Origin of the sequence: Cyclobacterium roseum, assembly GCF_010119225.1 — a bacterium.
GTDB lineage: Bacteria > Bacteroidota > Bacteroidia > Cytophagales > Cyclobacteriaceae > Cyclobacterium > Cyclobacterium roseum.
On the sequence record NZ_WNKF01000002.1, the window covers coordinates 449,816 to 472,828 of the forward strand.

General features: G+C 43.8%; 9 protein-coding genes. All 9 read right to left on the reverse strand.

What is annotated here, in order from left to right; translation table 11 throughout:
* Nucleotides 1-10 precede the first annotated feature (10 nt).
* Entirely contained in the window at nucleotides 11-8,998 is an 8,988-nt protein-coding gene (locus GJQ68_RS04480) for an MBG domain-containing protein (RefSeq protein ID WP_162416092.1), read from the reverse strand.
* Between the two features lie 354 nt (nucleotides 8,999-9,352).
* Entirely contained in the window at nucleotides 9,353-10,588 is a 1,236-nt protein-coding gene (locus tag GJQ68_RS04485; protein ID WP_162416093.1) for a helix-turn-helix domain-containing protein, read from the reverse strand.
* 192 nt (nucleotides 10,589-10,780) lie between these two features.
* Nucleotides 10,781-11,425 carry a response regulator gene (locus GJQ68_RS04490; RefSeq protein WP_162416094.1) on the reverse strand — a complete coding sequence of 215 codons (645 nt, stop codon included), beginning with the start codon at nucleotides 11,423-11,425 and terminating at the stop codon, nucleotides 10,781-10,783.
* An 18-nt stretch (nucleotides 11,426-11,443) separates the two neighbouring features.
* Nucleotides 11,444-11,884, reverse strand: coding sequence for a response regulator (locus GJQ68_RS04495; RefSeq protein WP_162416095.1), 441 nt, complete (start codon nucleotides 11,882-11,884; stop codon nucleotides 11,444-11,446).
* Between the two features lie 14 nt (nucleotides 11,885-11,898).
* Nucleotides 11,899-14,406, reverse strand: a complete 2,508-nt coding sequence (locus tag GJQ68_RS04500; protein WP_162416096.1) for a PAS domain S-box protein — start codon at nucleotides 14,404-14,406, stop codon at nucleotides 11,899-11,901.
* The gene (locus GJQ68_RS04505; protein ID WP_394351270.1) at nucleotides 14,403-15,752 is read right to left on the reverse strand and encodes a sensor histidine kinase; all 1,350 of its coding nucleotides are present in this window, start codon (nucleotides 15,750-15,752) and stop codon (nucleotides 14,403-14,405) included. Before GJQ68_RS04505 ends, GJQ68_RS04500 begins: the two co-directional genes overlap by 4 nt.
* Entirely contained in the window at nucleotides 15,752-17,149 is a 1,398-nt protein-coding gene (locus GJQ68_RS04510) for a sensor histidine kinase (RefSeq protein ID WP_162416098.1), read from the reverse strand. The genes GJQ68_RS04505 and GJQ68_RS04510 overlap by 1 nt, the downstream gene beginning before the upstream one ends.
* Nucleotides 17,134-21,708, reverse strand: a complete 4,575-nt coding sequence (locus tag GJQ68_RS04515; protein WP_162416099.1) for a PAS domain S-box protein — start codon at nucleotides 21,706-21,708, stop codon at nucleotides 17,134-17,136. Before GJQ68_RS04515 ends, GJQ68_RS04510 begins: the two co-directional genes overlap by 16 nt.
* 261 nt (nucleotides 21,709-21,969) lie before the next feature.
* The gene (locus GJQ68_RS04520; RefSeq protein WP_162416100.1) at nucleotides 21,970-23,013 is read right to left on the reverse strand and encodes an App1 family protein; all 1,044 of its coding nucleotides are present in this window, start codon (nucleotides 23,011-23,013) and stop codon (nucleotides 21,970-21,972) included.

Sequence of the window (23,013 nt, forward strand, 5' to 3'; positions counted from 1 at the left end):
GTACGGTTTATCACTTTCGGAGTAGGTTTAAGATTCCCATTCTCTTCGCTCCTGTTTCAGTCACCTCCAGTATCCAGGTATAGGCTCCGGCTGGCAAGGCTTTACCCCGATAGGTTCCATCCCAGCGGATATCCGGATTTTCGGTGTAGAAAACGCGCTCTCCACTGCGATCAAAAACCTGAAGACGAACACCACTAAAGTGTCGAAGGTCTGGAACGCCCCAGGTATCGTTGGTACCGTCATCTTCCGGTGAAAACGTATTGTACACGGTCAGGGTGTTTAGATCGATTCTGTTGCGGGTCAGATCCAATTGCTTTTCCAGTACATTTCCATCTCTGTCAGTTACCCGAACCAAAATGGAGAAGGTGGTTTGTCCTGCTACCCGCTCAGCGCTGCTCCAGTAAAGGATGCGGTCATGAATTTCAAAATATTTGTTATCCAACGCGCCCGCTACCAGCTCCAATTGATGGATGGCATCTACCGGATCGGTGATAATCAGATTTCCGATCTCAAAGAAATGCTCCGTCGTTTCCGGATCAAATTCCTGATGGCTCAAAGTAAGGTCCTCTGGGGCTGGCTTTTTCAACACCTGAATATCCAGGTACGCTTTTTCGTATTCCTCATACTGGATTCCATCCGCCAGTTGCAATTCCCCGGTAATCGTGTACAAGCCACTGCTATAGACATCCAACCCACTGGCATCCCAATCTACGGCCACTTCCAGAATCTGTCCATCCTCAGTTAAGACGGTAAGCATTTCGGGTAACTGCGGCTCTACGGACCAGGGGGTTTCCCTCTCGGGCAGGTTATTGATCACTGCAAGTCTGGAGGAAACAATGGTGAAGACGGCTCCCTGGAATTCGAGCTGATAATTGGCATTGACAGCGAGATCCCCCAATCCGATCGGGTAATCTCCAACCTGTTCCCCGGGTGCTCTTTCCAGTGTGCCTGAAAGAACCGATTCGTCATCACCTGCCTGAAATCCTTCGGCACTGTATTCCAGTTGGGGATCCCCGGTTCCAAAGACTTTTGTCTGATCCAATGCCTGAACCGACAAGGTAGCCTGAGAAATGGTAAGGGTTCCTCCTTCCAGGCTGATGTCGTAGTTCGCATCCGATCCCCCGGTCAGGGCAATCGGGTAAGTACCTACATTAGAGCTTTCAGTCGCCGTGGTGCTAATACCCGGCTCCTCGCTCACTTCCGTATCCCCATTGACAAGACCGGTATAAGTAAACGTCAATCCTGGATTCGCTTCCCCATACACCTTAGACTTATCATCTGCCGTAATGGTCAAAGCCGCTTGTGTTACTTCCAATTCCCCGGCTACCAGGCTGATGTCGTAGTTCGCATCCGATCCCCCGGTCAGGGCAATGGGGTAAGTCCCTACATTGGATCCTGCTGTGGCAGTCGTGCTAATACCCGGCTCCTCGCTCACCTCGGTATCCCCATTGACCAGTCCGGTATAAGTAAACGTCAATCCTGGATTCTCCTCCCCATACACTTTAGACTTATCATCTGCCGTAATGGTCAATGCAGCTTGCGTTACTTCCAGTTCACCCGCTACCAGGCTGATGTCGTAGTTCGCATCCGATCCCCCGGTCAGGGAAATCGGGTAAGTCCCTACATTGGATCCTGCTGTGGCAGTCGTACTGATACTCGGTTCCTCGCTCACTTCGGTATCCCCATTGACCAGACCGGTATAGCTAAAGGTCAAGGATGGATTCGCTTCGCCGTATACTTTAGACTTATCGTCTGCGGTGATGGTCAATGCAGCTTGTGTTACTTCCAGTTCGCCCGCTACCAGGCTGATGTCATAGTTTGCATCCAATCCCCCGGTCAGGGAAATCGGGTAAGTCCCTACATTGGATCCTGCTGTGGCAGTCGTGCTAATACCCGGCTCCTCGCTCACCTCGGTATCCCCATTGACCAGTCCGGTATAAGTAAACGTCAATCCTGGATTCTCCTCCCCATACACTTTAGACTTATCATCGGCGGTGATGGTCAAGGCCGCTTGGGTAATTTCCAGTTCGCCCGCTACCAGGCTGATGTCGTAGTTCGCATCCAATCCCCCGGTCAGGGCAATCGGGTAAGTACCTACATTGGATCCTGCTGTGGCAGTCGTGCTAATACCCGGTTCCTCGCTTACTTCCGTATCCCCATTAACCAGACCGGTATAGCTAAAGGTCAGGGATGGATTTACTTCACCATATACTTTAGATTTATCATCCGCAGTAATGGTCAAAGCCGCTTGTGTTACTTCCAGTTCCCCAGCTACCAGGCTGATGTCGTAGTTCGCATCCAATCCCCCGGTCAGGGAAATCGGGTAAGTCCCTACATTGGATCCTGCTGTGGCAGTCGTGCTAATACCCGGCTCATCACTCACTTCCGTATCCCCATTGACCAGACCGGTATAGGTGAAGGTCAGGGATGGATTCGCTTCACCATATACTTTAGATTTATCATCCGCAGTAATGGTCAAAGCCGCTTGTGTTACTTCCAGTTCACCCGCTACCAGGCTGATGTCATAGTTCGCATCCAATCCCCCGGTCAGAGCAATGGGGTAAGTCCCTACATTAGATCCTGCTGTGGCAGTCGTGCTAATACCCGGTTCATCACTCACTTCCGTATCCCCATTGACCAGACCGGTATAGCTAAAGGTCAGGGATGGATTTACTTCACCATATACTTTAGATTGATCATCTGCCGTAATGGTTAATGCAGCTTGTGTTACTTCCAATTCACCCGCTACCAGGCTGATGTCATAGTTCGCATCCAATCCCCCGGTAAGGGCAATGGGGTAAGTCCCTACATTAGAGCTTTCAGTCGCCGTGGTGCTAATACCCGGCTCCTCGCTCACCTCGGTATCCCCATTGACCAGACCGGTATAGCTAAAGGTCAAGGATGGATTCGCTTCGCCGTATACTTTAGATTTATTATCTGCGGTGATGGTCAGGTTGGCTGGTGTTATTTCCAGCTCACCCGCTACCAGGCTGATGTCGTAATTCGCATCCGAGCCCCCGGTCAGGGCAATCGGGTAAGTACCTACATTGGATCCTGCTGTGGCAGTGGTGCTGATACCCGGTTCCTCGCTCACCTCGGTATCCCCATTGACCAGACCGGTATAGGTAAAGGTCAGGGATGGATTCGCTTCGCCGTATACTTTAGATTTATTATCTGCGGTGATGGTCAGGTTGGCTGGTGTTATCTCCAACGTCCCATTCACATAAGTAATATCGTAATTTGTCGTAACGTCATTATTCGAGCCATCGAGGATCTCAGCCGTACTGATCGCATTCGTACTTGTACCTACATTGGTCAGACTTCCGGTTACCGTCATTGAGGTAATGGTTTGCCCTGCTGCCAGCACTCCTGATGAAATGCTGTAACCATTGTTGGTCAAAGCGGCTCCGTCATAAACCTTAACATCGCTGTCCGCCGTAATTCCCAAGGTTCTTGGTGTAATATCCGCGCTTAATCCGGTAGGCTGCGCCAAGCTATAGTTTGCGGCAGCGGAACCACTAATCGTGTACCCTGAAACAGTAATGGCTACCCCGGTTCCTACATTGGCATCGGCAAAAGTGAGTGCCGGTGTACCTTCCAAAGTAACCTCATCTCCGGTTTCGATTGCGTCCAAACTTGCTGTGCCACTGAGCGTGGCAGTAGTTGTACCGTCGTAAACTTTATCATTTCCTGCCAGGCCGGAAATAGTCAACTCCTTGGCTACTATTTCCCCATCTGTCACAACTGTATTTTCAGGAGCCACATAGCTGGCCGCATCAGTGCCTCCAAGCGTATACACCACCGTAATGGTTTTTCCAGTCCCAATGGAAGTGTTTTCATAAGTCGCTTCCCCGGTCACGGTAACCTCGTCTCCCGATCGAATTCCCGATAGTAGGATATCCGCAACCGCAGCACCAATAGTACCATCATAGGTTTTTGAGGCAGTCAAATTCTGACTATTTAGGGTCAATTGGATAATATCCTGATACCGGTATAAGGCATAGGCGTTTCCAGCTTCCAAAACAGGATCAAAGGTAGTTGTCATTTCATCCACCTCTTTTCGGACATTGACAACACCGCCTACCAAATCGGTAAGACCTGTACTAGCAGGTTCTGAACCACTGTACAGTTTTGCAATACCGCTTGCACCTGTGGTAATCGTCGGAGAACCAGATACAACTATATCTCCACCCGTTTCGGTACCGATGGATTCGCTATTACCTGCATTAAGAATGATTGCATCGGTAGATGAAGAAGAAGTGGACACATTTCCAGATAGAATGAGGTTCCCGCTTTCGGTCGCAATCTCTATCTCGCCAGTTGCTAAAATACTATTTAGCGTTAACTCATCACTATCGAGATAGGTTAACCTACCAGTATTGGCTGTCAAGCTATTGACATTATTTCCTGAATTGGAAAAATCATAGACAACGCCTGCGCCTAAGAGTTCCAGGTTATCGGCGGTAATTACTCCGGAATAGTTGATAAACGTATTTGAACTGAACGTTATATCGCCGTTAAATGGATTCGCACCATCAAATCCGATCGCACTACTTGTATTTCCCGTCGATTGGTTGATTCCCGCTACATTTGTATTCGCTGAGGTACCCACCAGGCTGATATTGCCCGTTTGAGAAACAATTTGCTCTTCGCCACTTCCAAAGAGGAATATTCCTCCATACTGTCCATTGAAGCCTGAACTAGTCAATTGCCCTGTGACATCAATTGCCCCGGAAACACTTCGAATGATGACTTCACTATTGGCATTCCCAAAGGTATAAAGGCCAACACCTGCCCCATGTGTCTCTTTATTAAAATCCGTTTCACCATTAATGGTGATCGCTCCGGAAGTACTTTCAACAATGGCTGAGGTGTTATCCTGAATAGTGCCCATCAACAAACCGTAATGCCAACTTCCGTCATTATCCGTTCCGGTGGAAATCGCTTCCAGGTCGATATCTCCAGCTCCGGACGAAAGGGAGCTTTGCTCAATGTACACACCGTTGTAACCAGTGGGTGCCCCGCTAACCCCCTCAGCTATCCCTGACACGAATAGGTCGCCATTATCTGAAGCAAGGGTTGATTTAAAAATGGAAACACCATTTTTAAACGAATTACCTGAAAATGAATGCGTGGCATCTGCGTAGGAGCTCCCATCCCCTACGGTCAAACCATTCCAAGCCGTAGCACTTTCCGCTCCTCCGGCCATCCAAAGATGCCCGCCATTGGTTTGGATGGTTGATTCACTCAAAAAGATGGAGCCGGATTTATTTGCGTCCGCATCAGCCCAAAGAACCAACGATGCACTTTCACCTGCCAAACCAGCCATACTGGATCCGTCATTCATAGTGACATTGGTGGCAGATTGAAGTGTGAGTGGATCATTGTAGGTATTCGAGCCAGCGATCAGGATTTCTCCGGTCTGATTGTTTCCAATCCGGATATGGCTGAATCCATTGACAAAGCTGGTTCCCAAAAGTGAGGAAGGAAGTTGGAGCGTTCCCGATGCCCCGCCGATTCCCACGGTTACTGCCGGAGCAGAGGGTGAAATACGTAATTCACCCGACCCGCTTAGCAAAGTCGTTGTAGTAGAACCTGTCCATCCATTGGTATTGATTTCGATATCTCCCGAAGTACCGCCACCGATTTTTGTGCTTGCTTGTAGCGCCAAGGCTTCTGATCCGGCGATTCCCAATCCGGCCGTTATCGTAATAGCTCCTGATACCGAGGTCACATCTGTCTGACCTGTAGTCAACCAGACCCCTCTGGCAGTCCTCCCGGACGGTGCGGTTGTTTCCTGATTTTCTCCAATGATTTCAATATTTCCACTTTCAGAGGATACTACCATTCCCCGAGTTCCGGCAAAAAGCGTCACTCCTCCACTATTCATGAAATCGGTGGTATTTCCGGTATAATCCTGCGCCAGCCCATTCAGCAAAATATCACCGGATTGGGAGTTGACCAGAATCTGGCGAGTGGAGGTCTGACCCGCTCGATGAAATAATATTCCGTACCGGTAACCACAAGCGGTACATCCCGAAATAGGCTGGTCAGCCGTCAACCGGGCGACACCATTGATTTCGATCCTTCCGGAAGTGGAAGAGGTCTGCGAACCGTCGCCCAGGTAAACCCCAACATTAGCACTGTATTTTACACCTGCTACATCGGGGGCATATTGATCACCACTGATGCCGTTCATCTCGATATTTCCCGTGCCAGTTTGAATGGTCACCTCCTTGTCAAGGGTGATTCCGTAGTAGCCATTTTGATTCCCGGAGGTATTGTCCTCGGGTATGAAAGCCTCACTACCGACCGCGTAGCTATCCCCGACGGTCAGTCCATTCCAGGTAGCGGTACCACCTCCGCCTCCCATCCAAAGGTGACCCCCATTGGTGGTAATGGAGGCAGATTCCCTCAACCAAATCATTCCGTCATCATTGCCATCGGCATCTGACCAGAGAATCAAGGGTTCACTTTCACCTGAAAGACCGGTAAGACTAGCCGAAGCAGCCATCGATATATCCTTTGCAGACTTAAATACAAGATCATCTTGATAGGTTGTATTGCCCCCCATTTCGATTTTTCCGGTATTCTCCGATCCAATCAGGACCTGGCTAAAACCGTTCTCAAAATTGGTAGAAAAATAGGAGGAAGCTATTTGCAAGGTACCCGCAGCACCCCCAATTCCAACCGTTGTACCAACCGTTCGGGGCCTTACGGTGAGGGTGCCCTGCTCTGATCTTAAACGAACGCCCGCAGCGAGATTTAGTTCATCGGACTCCAAAAGTATAGCTCCATTTATAAGGCTACCAAAACCATCTCGAGACTCGGCCGTGCCATTGGTGTAATCGAGGTCAATTGAATTTGCGTGAAAACCTTTAACACCTCTAAAGGTAAGGGTGCCAGTACCTACCCGAATAGTAGTTCCATCAATTCGTAGTCCATCATTGTCAGCGTTGGCAGAAATGGCGGAATTTCCGCCTCCGGTTCCAATCAAATTGATATTTCCTATTCCGGTAGACGAAATGGAAGAATTTCCATCCATTCGAATACCGTGGTTTTGCCCGCCATTTGATCCGGCGTTTTGGCCACCTCCTGTTCCCTCCAGGTGAATGGAATCTGCAGCAATGATGGATGAATTCTCTACTCCGATTCCCCAGTTACCTCGGTTGGTATCCCCGCCTGTACTTGCATTTCTAGAGCCTATTCCATACATGCTGATGGTCTCCCCGGTAAAACCCATTCCATTTATTCGGATACCGATTCCAAATCGATAATTTGTTTGCGTGGATTTTCCATACAGGTAAATATTCCCCGTTCCCGCATTGATCTCATTTCCGACAGCATTGATACCAGCATAGGTTTGCGTGGTACCGGAAGCACTATTAGTTAAACCAGCCGCAAAACTATCTCCCACCGTCAGACCATTCCATGTGGTGGATTGGTCCCCTCCTCCGACCCAGAGGTGGCCATTATTCGTTCCAATCAAGGTATTGGCATCAAATAGAACGCCTCCAACTTCATTACCATCAGTATCAGACCAAAAAACTAAATTCAGTTTACTTCCTGTAGCTCCTGTCCTTCTAGTGTTCAATACTACAATATCCCGACCCGCTTTCAAACTCAAATTCTGATCTACATTAAGATTAGGCTCCAAATTGGCATTGATAATGATATCAAGTTCTGCCAAAATAGAAGGATTATAGGAATCAAATAAGGTTGTTGCAGTTGTCAATGCTGGTAAAAAATCCAAGGTCGATACGCTCGGGTTTCCCAGCAGCGGCTTTAGTACCCCGTTGTTCAAGGTCCAGTTTTCCTCCGAATCACTAGCTCCTCCTATAAGCGTAATCGTGCCGGTGGGAGCCGCTGCCCATTGAGCAATCGGGAATCCGTCATTCTCCGTACCTGTGATAAACCATTCAGAATTAAAATCCCATCCTGCTATTGTAAAGGTACCTTTATCTCGCATCGTAGCGGTATTTATCCCCGTAATGGGATCGGTACCAGAAGCAGTGCCTGTACCTACCGCAGTAGAAGTGCTTGACGTTATTGTATTGAAAAAGTTATGGTTGAGCGTAATTCCTGTTCCTGAAAGTACCCCTAAAAAACCACCGATACTACCACTTCCACCAGAAGCTGCTCCTGTTGCGAAATTATTTTCGAGCATTGGGGTATTCCCTACATTATTGTTCAAAAGCCCTACGAAACCTCCAGCACCCTGGTCAAGTGTGCTGCTTCCTTGAGAGACATTTCCACGCGCATAGGAATTTTCGATAAGATTAGTTCGGCAAAGTCCTGCAAAACCTCCTGTTTGCCCCCTTGTCCCTGTGGCAGTGACATCTCCAAGTGCATAGCAATTGGAATAGCTGCCACCGCTTGCGTCTCCGACAAAACCACCGAGATTTCTCCCTGCACCCGTTACGGTCACATCGGCCCCTGAGTTACTTACAGTAATGGTCACCGCGTAACCAACCAGGCCTCCTGCATCCGAAGCACCCGTCGCAATCGAATGGACTGTTCCACTAACAAATACATTACTGACCGAGGTAGTTCCTTCAGATCTACCAATTAAAACCGCAACACCAGAACCTCCATTGATTGACGCATCTACGACCCGGAGGTTTTTGATGGTTGCGTTTTCGGCTACGCCAAAAAGACCAAGGTTACCACCTACAGAATTTAAACTAAGGTTTGAAATGTCATGACCCCAGCCATTGTACCCCCCTGTAAACTTGATGCTACTGTTCCCGATAGGGTTAGGTAGTCCGGACGCATCAATATTAGCGGTCTGAACAAAGTACTCGTCCCATACACCCGGTGTCTGACTCAGCCAGAGCAAGTGCTCTGCTGTAGCTATCCGATAAGGATCCGCCTGCGTACCGATTCCCTGATCAGGGGTAGATGCCTGGGCAGTACTATAAGCAATCATGGACAAAGCAATAAAAATTAAGGTAAAAATTTTTTTGCCTTCTAAATAAATCGATAAATCTGGTTTCATGTTAAATTCTATTTCGTTTCATAGTCAACCCCGAGTAAAAAAATTGTGAAATGCTTCGTTACTCAGTTCAAAAGTGTGAAAAATTTGTATTAATGATGATTTTTTATCGTTCCAAAACCCGATTTCGAAACAAAGACTTAGTGAACCGTAAATATGGTTTTTTAAAATGCAAAAAAGATTAGTGTATTAAATAAAAGGAATTGAAGAAGTTCCGCACAAGATTGTTTCAAAACAGGAAATGAAACATCCGCTCACCGCCACGAAAGGTTAAAAAATCAATTTTACCGCCAAAAAAACCAGGGTACTGATAGAACGCGGCTTTCCAGGCCTCTTGTTTGAAAAATAGCATGCTTCTTACCCTTCATTCTCCTGAAAAGCCTTCCAATATTCGTTTGGACTCTTACTGTATTTTCTCTTGAATGCATTAAAAAAAGTAGTTCTACTACTAAACCCGCAATGCTCACCCAGAGCTTCCAAAGTATAATCATCTAAATACCCTTCTTCGATTTTTTTCCGGGCCAAACATACCCGGTAATCATTGACGAGGGTTTTGAAATCCGAATTAAACTGATGTCGAAAATACAAAGGTAAATCCCGAACAGAAACTCCCAACTTTTTCGCTAAATCGCCTACCAAAAGGCCCTGTTCCCGGTATATCTGGTCCCTGTCAAACAACTCCGCTAGCTGGAATGTCACATTTTCGTCCAGGTTGCTATCGTCTCTTTGGAAACCCGGCTCCTGTTTCAATCCCTTTGAATACTCCCCGTTATCCATTTTTAGAGAAACCTGGTTCTGAGGATGTCTCCTCTCCTTCGACTCTTCCAAACCTACATTCCATGAAAAAACCTGCTCCGGTTTCAGGTGAATATAGAGGCTCAGTACAGATATACAAATTAAAATAATATGAGACCCGTAATTCTGAACCAATCCCAAATCAGTTTCAAGCACCATTCCGGCAAAGAAGGCGACTCGGAAGGCAAAATACCCCAGATTTATTCCTCCAATAAAAAAAAGGGCTACCAGCAGCCAGTTTTTGGCCCAAGACTTTGTCAAGGGCTTAAAGGCTGCGGGACTGACCTTAAAAAGAATCCAACTGCTTGTAATAAAATACCCTATCATCAAAACGATCCTGGCGGAATTGACCAAAACCGGATGGACAATCCCTCTTGCCAATATATCCAATTGATAGGGGCTACTTAGTACCTGTTGTGCGATAGCTCGTTTTTCTGGCTCGGAAAGCAGGTAAAAAGGGGTCAATTCAGAAGCATGCAAAAGTGCGGGAATAAAATGAAGCCAATCCCATTTTTGGAGTCCTGCCAGATCAAAACAGTTGTTTCGAATGAAAAAGTAAAAAAAAGGTGCGGCCAAAAAACCCAGGGGACTACATGTACGCATCAAATGGGGCCGGTCTAGAATAAATCCCATTTGGTACCAGAGGACAAATACCAGAAAATACACTCCATAAAAAAGCAGGGACCATCCCAAAAAATAATTTCTGATTCTGCCTTTGTTTCCTTTCAAGATCAGGACCAGGGCATTCAGCACTGAGAATGAAAGGATAAGCAATTTGAAAATCAGGGCTCCGGACATTTGATAATAAACAGAGATATTGTGGTTTTAAACAGACTTAATTTCGTTACTCATCTTTTCATCAACGAAAGTAATCGCTTTCTATATGATATACAATTTAAATCCTTTGAAATACCTTTGGTCAAATCAAAGAAATAACCCCACTGCCGGGTGCTTACTCCTCTGGGTTTTGTGTCAATGATGTCGGTTGTATTACCCGGAATTATTTTTATTCGGTCGGGAATCTTGTACTTCTTCAGTGATTTTTCTTACGGTAGCATCCATTTCATCACATGAAACCTTTAGTTGACTAAGCCAAAACATTAAATCATCAAGGTTCTCTTTTTGGGTTTCAATTAAATGGATAATCCCTAAAATTCTGGATAAAGGAGCTCGTACTACATGCGATTGAATCCAGGCAATATTTTTTAATTTTTCATTTTGTAATTGAATTTGTTTAACATATTGCCTTCTGCTGAATGCAAATTCAATACTTTTATGAAGAATACCTGCCGTTACTTCATCCTTGATCAGAAAATCATCCACTCCTAGTTTGAGACTCTCCTTTGCCAGGGAAAGGTCTGAATAACCTGTCATGATTATTATCGGCATTTGAATCGTTGAAGAAAGTACTCCTCCAATTAATTTCATTCCCGACAAGTCCGGCAGGTTCAAATCAAGTAATAAGAGATCATAGTTGAGCGTAGTCTTTTCTCCAACGATTTGAATAAAATCACTAAATGTCTCAAATCTGATAATTTGAACCGTATTAAATGCTTCAATCAGATAATCCTCAATCAGCACAAAGTCTCCCTCATTGTCTTCTATGACCAAAACAGACAGTTTACTATTCTTCATATTATTTTGCCAATTTTATTATTGGGCCAATACCGTTAGCTGTAACCAAAACTCTTCGATTTTCAGAATAGCATTCATAAAATCATCCATTTCCAAGGGCTTTTGCACATAACTGTTACAGTGGTTTTTGTACGCCCTTTCGATGTCTTTCTGATTGGAGGAGGTAGTCAGCATAATCACCGGAATTTTCTTTAGGCTTTCATCCTTCTTAATCACCTCTAATACTTCAAACCCGTTGAAAATAGGAATATTGATATCCAATAAGACCAAATCAGGTCTTTGGACATCCGAGAAGTTAGCCCTCTTCTTTAAAAAATCCAACGCTTCCTGTCCATTTCTGGCTACGCTTACTTTTGTATTCAACCTACTCTCCTCAAATGCGTCAAGGGTGAGTAGAATATCTCCTTCATTATCTTCTACCAGAAGGATATGTGCCAATTTTAAATTCTTTGTCGTCATTTTTATATAATTACTTATTTATTTGATATCGTAAAATAAAAAGTGGAACCCAGGCCAGGAGTTGAGGCTACCCACATCCTGCCACCATGCAGCTCTACTATCTTTTTGCAAACAGGCAAACCTATACCATTGCTATTCTTATCCGGTTTTAGAGATTTAAACATCTTGAATATATTTTCAAATTGATCTTCGGGGATTCCTATTCCATTATCTGAAACTTCAAATTGAACCTCATTTGCAACTACTTTATTTTCAATACTTACCATAAGCTTTCCATCGCCTCTGTATTTTATGGTATTACCTAATATATTATTAATCAGACGTTTAAATAAAATCGGGTACACAGCTATTTCCTCTACTGAAAGATTAAAATTTATGGTATGTGAAATATCCTTTAAATCATTCTGAAAAATGCCTATCGCCTCATTAAAAAAAACACGAAGATTCACCACCTCTAATTTTTCATTCGACGTTCCTGTTCTTGAATATTCAAGGAGGTTATCAATCATCATATTCATATGATTAGAGGCTGAGACAATCACCTCAAAATACTTTTGTATTTTTTCCTTATCTAATTGATCACCTTTTTTCCGGATAATCTCCAGCAAAGATTTAATATTACGAATAGGCGCCTTTAAATCGTGAGATGCGACATAGGCAAAATCTTCGAGCTCCTGATTAGTCTTTACTAGGGCAGTTCTGGCATCGACTATATCCTGAATAGGAGTACCTTCAGGAATCACGGCAACTACGTGTCCCTGCTGATCCTTCAGAGGTTTTAGGTTAAACAAAATGGTCACCGGATTTTTATCTTTATCCCATACCGCCACTTCGTATTTTACTTCCTGCCCCATAACAGAAGTTTCAATGGCCTGCTTCAGATGATGTTGCGAATCTGTGCTGATTTGCCACCAATAACAGTCCCAAAACTTCTTTCCAATGACATCTTCCGGCACAAGCCCTGCAAACTCCAGTGCAGTTTGATTCGCTTCTAATAGGGTGCCGTCCAAATCCAAAAACCCTATAAACTGAAAGGTTGAGTTGAAAATAGAATAAAACTTTTGCCGCTCTAGACTTAATTTTTCTTCTAGTTCTTTCATGCCGCTGATGTCGATATGGGAACCAAACATCAATTCCGGCAAACCATCTTCCGTCCAATTAAAAACTTTACCACGATCCATGATCCAAACCCAATGTCCATCTTTATGTTTCATTCTGCATGCGCATTCGTATTGGGATTGTTTTTGTTCAAAACATTCTTGTAACCTTCTGTTAGATTCCTCTAAATCTTCTGGATGGGTAAACTTCATCCAAGTTTCAATAGTAATAGGCTCTAATTCTTTGAGGGTATATCCAATTAGATTCGCCCACTTTTCGTTAAAAAGGACTTCACCCGTTTGCACGTTCCATTCCCATGTACCTGCATCTGTCCCTTTTATAATCTGCTGAAGGCGATCTTTTTCTATCTGAATAAGATCCTGAAAATGTTTGTTTTTAGTGATATCTTGAATCTGAGAGATGAAATGCTTGGGTTCTCTATTTTCCCATACCAGCGAAACAGATAATAAGACCCAAACGAGTTCGCCACTTTTTGTGAAGTACCTTTTTTCCATTTGGTAGGTTTCAATCTCACCACGCAACATTTGTTGTACATACATAAGATCTTTTTCAAGATCATCAGGGTGTGTGATGTCTTGGAACGTTTTGGATAATAGTTCGCCTTCCTCATATCCTAACAAATCACATAAACTTTTATTGACTTTAAGGCATTTTCCCTCTGTACTTACCAGGGCCATTCCTATGCTTGCATAATCGAATGCGGAAGCAAACTCCAATTCGTTTTGTTTGATAATGGAAAGTAGGCTTTGGGCTTGCGCCTCTGAAATCCTGTATCGGATTGAAATTCTGTAAATACCAATCAGAAATAATGACAACAGAGTGGTTAACCCTAGCCATAGCACAAAAATCAGGTCGTTTTTGTCTTTGTTCGCCTTAAATTTAGCAGATGCATCCAGAGATACGGTGCTCCAATAATTGAAAAGGTCCTGATAGGTAGTCTCTATCTGATTTACCAGGAAATCTGTATATGCTGCATACTGCTGAACCACCTTGGATTCTATTTCACTTTTTAATAGAAGCGAATCCAGATTCTGAATTCGAAGATGAACCAGTTGGGCAAATTCGGAGAAAATTATACTATCTTCATTATGACCATCCACAAGATCATATTCATGAAGTAATTGAACAGTACGATCCCCGTATCTCTCATATTCCTCTTCCAATTGAGGTTTTTGGTGGATTCTATATCCTCTATTGTCTCGGACTGCTTTTAGGAGGTTAATATATATTGCATTCAGTTGATTTAATTTATATTCAGCAGACTCAATTTTTTGATTCAGTTCTGACTGATAGGAATAGTTAGATAAGTAATAAAGTCCGCTCAGGGCTAAGGTGATGAAGACTATCAAAATGATGAAAAAAAAGGAATAACGATTTGCAAAATAGCTAGGCTTCGCTTTCATATGTTAGGAAAATTCTTAGATATCGTAAAATAAAAAGTAGTGCCTTCACCCGCGGTGGATTCCAGCCAAATCTCTCCTCCCAGCAACTCCACACTCCGCTTGGCAATGGATAAGCCAATACCGGTGCCATCGTACTGATCCCTATTGTGCAGCCGTTGGAAAATGACAAATATCTTATCGAAAAACTTCTCCTCAATCCCAATACCATTGTCTTTTACCGCAAACTGCCACAATGTCTCTTTTTCCTTAGTATGGATTTCAATGCGAGGGGCTACGTTTTTCTTCACGTACTTCAACGCATTGTCTAGCAAACTGTGGAAAACCTGGGCTATTGGTGCCCGGTAGGTTTGTAGCGCAGGTAGCCCATCAAATGAGATAACCGCTTTTGTTTCAGTAATAAGTTTTTTTCTTAACAGGGTGTATTCAGCTACTAATTCATTCAGGTTCACTTCCTCAAGCTGTTCAGTAGGGCTGTTGGAGCTGGAATACAGCAATAAGTCCAAAATAATTTGCTTCATCCTTTGTGCTCCATCCCTGGCGTAATGAATATATTGCAATGCTTTATCATCCAATTGACCCTCATATTTCCGTTTCAATTTGTCCATAAAGCTGGAAACCATCCGCAGCGGCTCCTGCAAGTCGTGAGAAGCAATATATGCATACTGCTCAAGCTCTTCATTTTTGGTTTGCAATGCCATTTTACTTTTCTCAAGTTCACTTTTTAACCTGATTTGTTCTTGTATATGGTTTTCAATCCCACTAAATATTTTGGGGATTAGCGCTGACGACAGGTAACAAAGAAAGATAAGATTAGCACTGACGGCGGCCCATTCACTAACAGAGCTCATATCAACATTGTAGCTAAAGTCTGTTAACTTGAAGTGTATAGCAAATCCAAACAAAACCGATATAAATAGCACCAAATGACTCCACCAAAACGCATATTTGTTGTCGAAAATAATAATGGAGTAGATACAAGCTGCCAAAAAATAAACTAAAACAGAACCAGAAGAAGGAGAAGCGAAAAAATTTAGAACGGTGGCAAAAACAAATACTGTGAAGGAAAAAATCAGCTTTCTCGTGGTGATTTTCACCCCGGGCGCAAATGCGATAACGCACATGAAGCCGATAGTCGTAAAATGCAATAGTGTAATGAAGGCTTTATTTTCATAGGTAATCAAAAACAGTGACGGAAGTAACGCAATGAAACAAAGTGGCAGTAAAAACACCATTGTGGTTGAAAACAGCGAATTTCTCCAATAGCTTACACTCGCAATAGTCTCCAGAGAGCTAGGGTTGCAATTGTCATTTATCGTTTTCTTGTACGTGTTCCAAAGTTTCCTCATCACTTTTTCGGTAAGGTAAAATAAAAAGTAGAACCTTCACCCACTTTTGATTCCAGCCAAATAGTACCTCCCAAAAACTCTACACTTCGCCTGGCGATGGATAAGCCTATACCGGTGCCATCGTACTGATCTCTGTTGTGCAGCCGTTGAAAAATGACAAACACTTTGTTATAAAACCGTTGATCTATTCCGATCCCATTGTCTTTTATAGCAAACTCCCACAGGCTTCTTTTTTTAGTAGCATGAATTTCAATTTGTGGAGGCACCTGATCTTTGGAGTATTTCAGCGCATTGTCGAGCAAACAGTGAATAATATGTGTCATGGGAGCTCTATAGGTTTGTAAAACAGGAAGCCCTTCATATGAAATAACCGCTTTTTTTTCGGCGATCAGTTTTCTTCTTAGCTGGGTGTATTCAGATACGATCTCATTCAGGTTTATTAGCTCTGCCTGCTCCTCCGGCCGATTCGCTCTGGAATACAGCAATAAATCCAATATAATCTGCTTCATTCGTTTGGCACCGTCAATCGCAAAATGAATGTATTGCTGTGCTCTATCGTCTAATTGATCTGAATATTTCCGTTTCAACTGATCCATAAAGCTGGAAATCATCCGCAGGGGTTCCTGCAAATCGTGGGAGGTAACAAAGGCAAATTGCTCCAGCTCTTCATTGGAACGCTCCAGTTCTTTTGCATACGTTTTAAGTGATTCATTGATTTCCAGAAGCTCTAATTCCTGTTTCTTCAGCTGGGTAAAATCAGACATGGCACCCATCATCCGAACCGCCTTTCCGGTTTGATTGCGCAAAATCATTCCCTTGTCATATACAAAAGCAAATGTACCGTCTGCCTTTCTATATCGGTATTCTTCCTGCCAGATAGTGACATCCATATCTTCGATTGCTTCAACTACGCTTTTTTCCACCTGCTCACGATCGTCCGGATGAATATGACTGGTCCAGGATTCCAAGGTAGGCGATATTCTATCAACGTCATATCCAAACAAGGTTTTAAATCCATCGCCCCAAAAAAGCGTGTTTTCCACGATGTTGTAATCCCAAATGGCATCATTGGTCGCCCGGGTGATGATTTCGAAGCGTTCATTGGCTTCCAATAAGCGGATATCCGCTGCCTTCCTGAGCGTAATGTCCTTGAAGTAGACGGATAAGCCAATTTCTGATGGATAAACCGTTACTTCTACCCAAATGTCCAGGGTCGGATAGTATTCCTCAAAATTAACCGTTTCTCCGGTTTCCATAGCCCGGTGGTATTGCACGTAAAAATCGGAATCTACAGCATCTGGGTAAAGTTCCCATAAATTTTTACCAAGTACATTCTCCTTATTTCTGCCCAATATGATTTCGGACTGCTTGTTCCAGTAGGTTACCGTCCACTCCACGTCAACGGCAAAAAAAGCATCCCCGATACTTTCGAGAATAATGTTCTTTTCCTCATAAGATCTGGCAAGCTGTTCGTTTTTTCCAGGATTTGTTTTTCAGCTTCTTTAATTTTTGTAATATCGTAGAAGTACACCGAAAACCCATCGTTATTTGGATAGATACTTTCACTGAACCAGCGCTGGTATGTTTCATAGAAAAACTCAAACTTAACGGGCTTTCCAGTTTTCCGGGTTTCATGGAGCTGTGTTTCGAATAGGGTATTTTTTAAATAGGGGAATCGGTCAAATAGATTTTCATTGATGATTTCAGATGCTTCCACTTGTAACAATTCTGCACAACTGGAATTCATGAAAGTGAATTCGAACTTGCCGTTCAGGGCATAAAAATTGTCAGAAATACTTTCTAAAATATTATTTCTTTCCTGATAGGCTCTTTCAAGCTCCTGAGCAGCTTTTTTGCGTTCATCAATATTCTTAAAATAAGAAGCCACCCCACCACTTGAAGCATATACTGCAAGTTCGTACCAGCAACCATCACCTGGATAGTGATATTCAAAGTTCTCGGAGTGACCACTTTTAGCCACTCTTCTGTAAACATTTTCTAGGATGGTGCCTTTTGCAGGAGAAAAGATTTCCCAAATATTCCTGCCCAGCACCTCTTCTGAAGTTTTCTTCAAAAGGTTTTCGGCCTCCCGGTTGAAGTAGGTAAAATTCCAATCGGCATCTACCGCATAAAAGGCATCTGAGATACTTTCGAGTATTTCCTTTACCCTAAGCTCATCGGATTTAGCCACATGAATGTCCTGAAAACTGCCATGAATGCGCTTACACTCTCCATTGATCATTTCAGCTTGTCCGATGGCACGAACCCACCTTTCATTATTTTTAGCGGTAACGATAATAGCCTCAAAGTCAAAGGGTGTACCATTTTCTACACAGGCCTTAACACGTGACTGTACCTTTTCTCGAAAATCCTCCCGGTAGAAGTTGATACTCGTTTCCAAGTCAGGGATAAAAGAAGCCGGGTCGGTCTCGTGCAGTTGATGTGTAATTTCAGACCATAAAATTTTATGGTTATGAAAGTTTACCTCCCAGCTACCAATGCGGGCCATCTGAATCGCTTCAGAAAGCAACTCCTCATTTTTGGATTCCCTGGTAATATCCATAACAAAAGAATTGAAGAGTACGGTACCATCTCCCAGAAAACTGGGTGTACCACTACCCAAATGCATTAGCACTTCACCGCTCGGTAGCACACTCTTATATTGAGATAACCATTTTGATTTTGTTTGTACCGCTTTCGCAATTTCCTCTTTTACTTTTTCATAATCTCCACCGACTTTGGTTTGATCCCAAACCAGGTTGATATCCTGCTCTACTTCTTCCGGGCTGTAGCCCCAGAGTTGATAGGAGCCTTTGCTTACAGAGCGTAACGCATCGGTGCCATCAGGAAAAATAAGGTATTGGAAAAGCACTCCCGGAAGATTATCCGTTAATGTCTTGAGTTGTATTTCTGCATTTTTTTGATCCTGGATGTCCTGAAAACAGCCGAAAATTCTGGCGCATCTCTCTTCAACATATTCTGCTTTGCCTATACAACGAATCCACTTATTGTTACCCTTTATGGTTTGAATCATTAATTCCAGATCAAACTCCTGCCCTTCTTTGATTAACAAATCAACTGCCGTTAGAATTTTTTCTTTATTCTCCCCGGCATAAAATTCAAAGCCACCGGTTAAGGACGGATTGTAGCTATCATCCACTTCCAAAATCTCCCGTGTCATGGGTGACCAATACATGCTGTCATTTTCCTGATCCATCAGATTCAGTTCCCAACTACCGATTTTTGCCATTTCGGACGCCTCGGTAAGCAGTTCCTCGCTACGGTATTCTTCAGTTATATCAAAAATGAGTGAGTTGAATACCACCGTATCATCTGGTAGGTAGCTTGGTGAACCATACCCCAGATGTATGCGTAGCTCATTGCCAGGCGTGATGTAGCGCCACTGAGCCTTCCATTCCGATTGGGTTTCTAATGACTTTTGGATGCTATTATTCACCACTTCCATTTCGCCACCCAGCTCGATTTGCTTCCAAACCAGGCTGTTTTCTTTCATCACGCTATCGGCATCAAAGCCCCAAACTGCCTGCGCGCCATCGGTTACATACTTCAAATCATCGGTTCCGTCAGGATAGATATAATATTGAAAGGCTACCCCGGGTAGATTGTTGGCAAATGCCTTTAGTCTTATCTCAGACTCTTTCCTGTCAGTAATATCCTGAAAGCTGCCATATAACCTTTTCGCAACGCCATTTACAATCTCAACATTGCCAATTGCCCGTACCCACCTTTCGTTAAGGTTTTTTGTTATGATCACTGCTTCAAAATCAAAACCGGCACCGGTTGATATACTTTTTTCGATGCTGTCATTAATCAAAGGCCTGAAATCTTCACGATAAAACTTTAAACTCATCTCCAGGTCGGGAAAAAATGTATCGGGATCGGTTTCGTGCAGTTGATGTACTATTCTGGACCAGAAAGCAGTATTTTTTTCCAGGTTCACTTCCCAGGCGCCGATTTTTGCCATGGAACCGGCTTGGGCGTTAAGCTCCCTTAATTGAACTTCCCGGGTAATATTTTTTGCGGAGGCATAAATCAAGCCTTCTTGAACCGATGAATTACAACTCCAACTTAGCCAAATGATTTTACCCGATTTGGTAATGTATCGGTTTTCAAATTGAAAGATACTTGCTCCATTTTCAAGTTTATTTAGTTCTCTGGTAGCTACATCCTTGTCTTCAGTATGGATAAACTCGTCAAAGGTATGAAATAGGATTTCCTCTTCTTTATAACCCAGCAATTCGCAACCGGCTGGGTTCATCTTCAGGAACCGACCGTTGAAATCTGCAATACAGAGAATATCAGGAATGGCCTGGTACAAATGCTTGAGATCGTTCTCCAATCGCTTCCGGTTAATTTCGGATCCTATAAATGTTTCCAGTCGGCTTAAAACCGAACTATGATGCTCCAAATATTCCGGGTTCCGCTTGGTTCCAATCAGAAGTACGCCAACCATTTCCTCGTTAAAGGTCAAGGGTACCCCAATTATGGCCTGTAGCCCCAGGTGTGAAGCTCCTTTTTTCCTGATAAAGTATTTATTGATCTGTTTATTATCCCAAAGAAGCTGCTGGTCTTTTTCCCAAACTTTTCCCGGTAAACCTTCATTTTTTTGAAATGAAGACTCCGATGGCTCAAGTGCATAGAACTCGTTATTCTGAACGCTGTGACCAACTAGCTGTATTTGAGTTCGCTCCATATTAGGGCACCAGAGTTCAATCAAATCAAATTTACCGTACTCATATAAATTTTCGCATAACCGATTGGCGGCCGGAATCAATTCCTCTTCATCGTTGAAAATCAGGCTGATTTGACTGAGCAAGTCCTTTTCTGCTTCTTGTTTTTTCTGTTCGGTCACATCCCGCTGGACAGAAATCCAATGCGTAAACCATCCTTTTTCATTCGCTACCGGGCTTACAGCAAAATTTACCCAAAAGGGCTCTCCGGATTTTGTGTAATTTAAAACGGTGATTTCTGAGGATTCCCAGCGTCTGAGTTTCTCCCCTAATTTCTTTAATTCTTCTCTATCTGAATCCGGCCCCTGTAGGAGTCTTGGATTTTTTCCGATCACCTCTTCCGAGGTGTATCCGGTCATTTTGGTGAAAGCTTTGTTTGCATATACAATCACCGGTCCGGGCTCGTCCAGGGGCTCCGCTTCAGTAATCAAAATCGCATCCGAAGTGCTGTTTATCACTTTTTCGAACAATTTCAACCGCTGTTCTTCTTCGATTTTTTCCTTGGCATCCCTGGCCACACAATACATCAGGTTGGCTTCATGATCCCAGCGGGCGGACCACAAATTATAGGCGATGTCCCCATCTTTCTTCCGAAATCGATTAAGAAAGGATTTGAAATCTTTACCCGACATAATTTCAGCAGCCACCCCATCTGTTATTTCGCGATCCTCCTCTATAATCAGATCCCTGTAGGGCTTGCCCATCAGCTCTTCCGGACTGTAGCCCCAATGCTCAGCAGAAGCCGCACTTACATACACAAATTTTCCCGCTTCATCGATGGTACAGAAAACATCCAACGAAGCATCCATTAATCGGCTTGCATGATCTTTTTGCCGGATAACCGGAGTGATATCCGTATTGCGGCAGGCCACGGTCAGAGTTTCACCGCCCTCATCCCGGATGGGTGAGAAGGTAATGTAGCCATACTGGGTCTCTTTGGTTTCCGGATGATAGAAATGTTCCTCTATTTCGAAACGTTCTCCAGATAACGCCCGCTGATAATAGGCTTTCCATTTATCAATATGGTTCTCCCCAAACCCTTCCACTAAAATCGGAGCATCTAGCTCTTTTTCCTCTCCTGTTACTTCTTTCATCAGGCTGAGGTAAGCCTGATTGGCGTAGACCAAATCAAGGTTTTTATCCACCGCCCAAACGAGGTCGGTTGTTTGGTCGAGTAAAAGGTTACTGTAATGAGTTTGATTCATTAATTATATTTTTTAAAAAAAATCCTGGTCCCACCTTCCACCGGAAGTAGCATCTCAAATACTTAGCTCCCAGATAGTTATGGAAGCGATCCCAAAATTCCTCCTTGCATCCAACTCCAATTTACGCTTTAAATAAATATATTTACATATATTTAAGATCTTTCACTCCAAGGATAGCGTTGAGAATGATGCGCCGTCTCCTTCCGGCGAACATCCGGAAATGGTTTTTTTAGGCCCTGCAACCAAAAATTCAAACTAACTTCAAGACAGGGTCAAATAGGTTTTGGCGTGGTACAAGGCTTCCCGGGTGGTTTTAACCCAGGCCACCTTATGGGGAGGTAGTAAGCGGTTTAGTTTTTCTTCTCTGGCTGGATCTTCTTTTCTTACCCTTCGGATAAAGACTGCCTCAACTCTTCCGGGAAATTCCCGGATAACCTCTGCATACAGCTCCGGGTCATGCTGTCCACTGTCTCCAATCAACAGGAATTGCTGCTCCGGAAAAAACTCCATAAGAAAACGAATCTTCTCCAACTTATGGTCGTGGTTTCCTCCTCCGGACTTCCATATATTTCGTAGGTTCACGTGCCTATCTTTAAGTAAAATAGGGCCAAGGGGGATATTTCGGAACCTTAAAAAGTCCCTAATGAGATCAAAAAGGTTCCAATCGCTGCTGGAAACATAAAATACCGGGAATTCCCCATCACGGGTAAGTAACTGGTAGAATTCGCTTACACCGGGAAACGGTCTTCGGGTGTAGGCGTTTTTCGATACCGAAAGCCACAGCTTTTCCCCCAGATTGGTCGCCTTGGATATGATCACGGTGTCGTCAATATCAGAAATTAAGGCTCGTGGAGAAGGCTCCACGATCTGCTGTATTTTCCTATCGACCCAGGGTTTTTCAGGAACAAGCCCTTCTTCGGGTACCAATGACAAGCGAATGGACTTAGGATGGGGTTCGTCTAAATCAGACAGATGCAGAAAGGACTCGAATATCCCCTCCGAATCCGCCGTCAATTGCACTCCATAACTCCCCCATTGAACTTTTACGTTTGCATCCGGCACACTGCTTCCCGCATACCTGCGGATGGTGGCTAATATATTCTGCAGGGCACTCTTCTTTTCCGAAGGACGACTTTGACGGTAAGCTTCCATCACCCTGCCCTTCAGAAAAACCTGCGATCCATTTCCAATAACGAGAAAAACTTCAAGTCGTAACCGATCCAGCTTTCCAATCTTCTTTTTGATTTTTGAAAAAGCATACCGGAAAGGAAAGGTTAGCCACCTGAAAAAAAACAAATGCTTCAT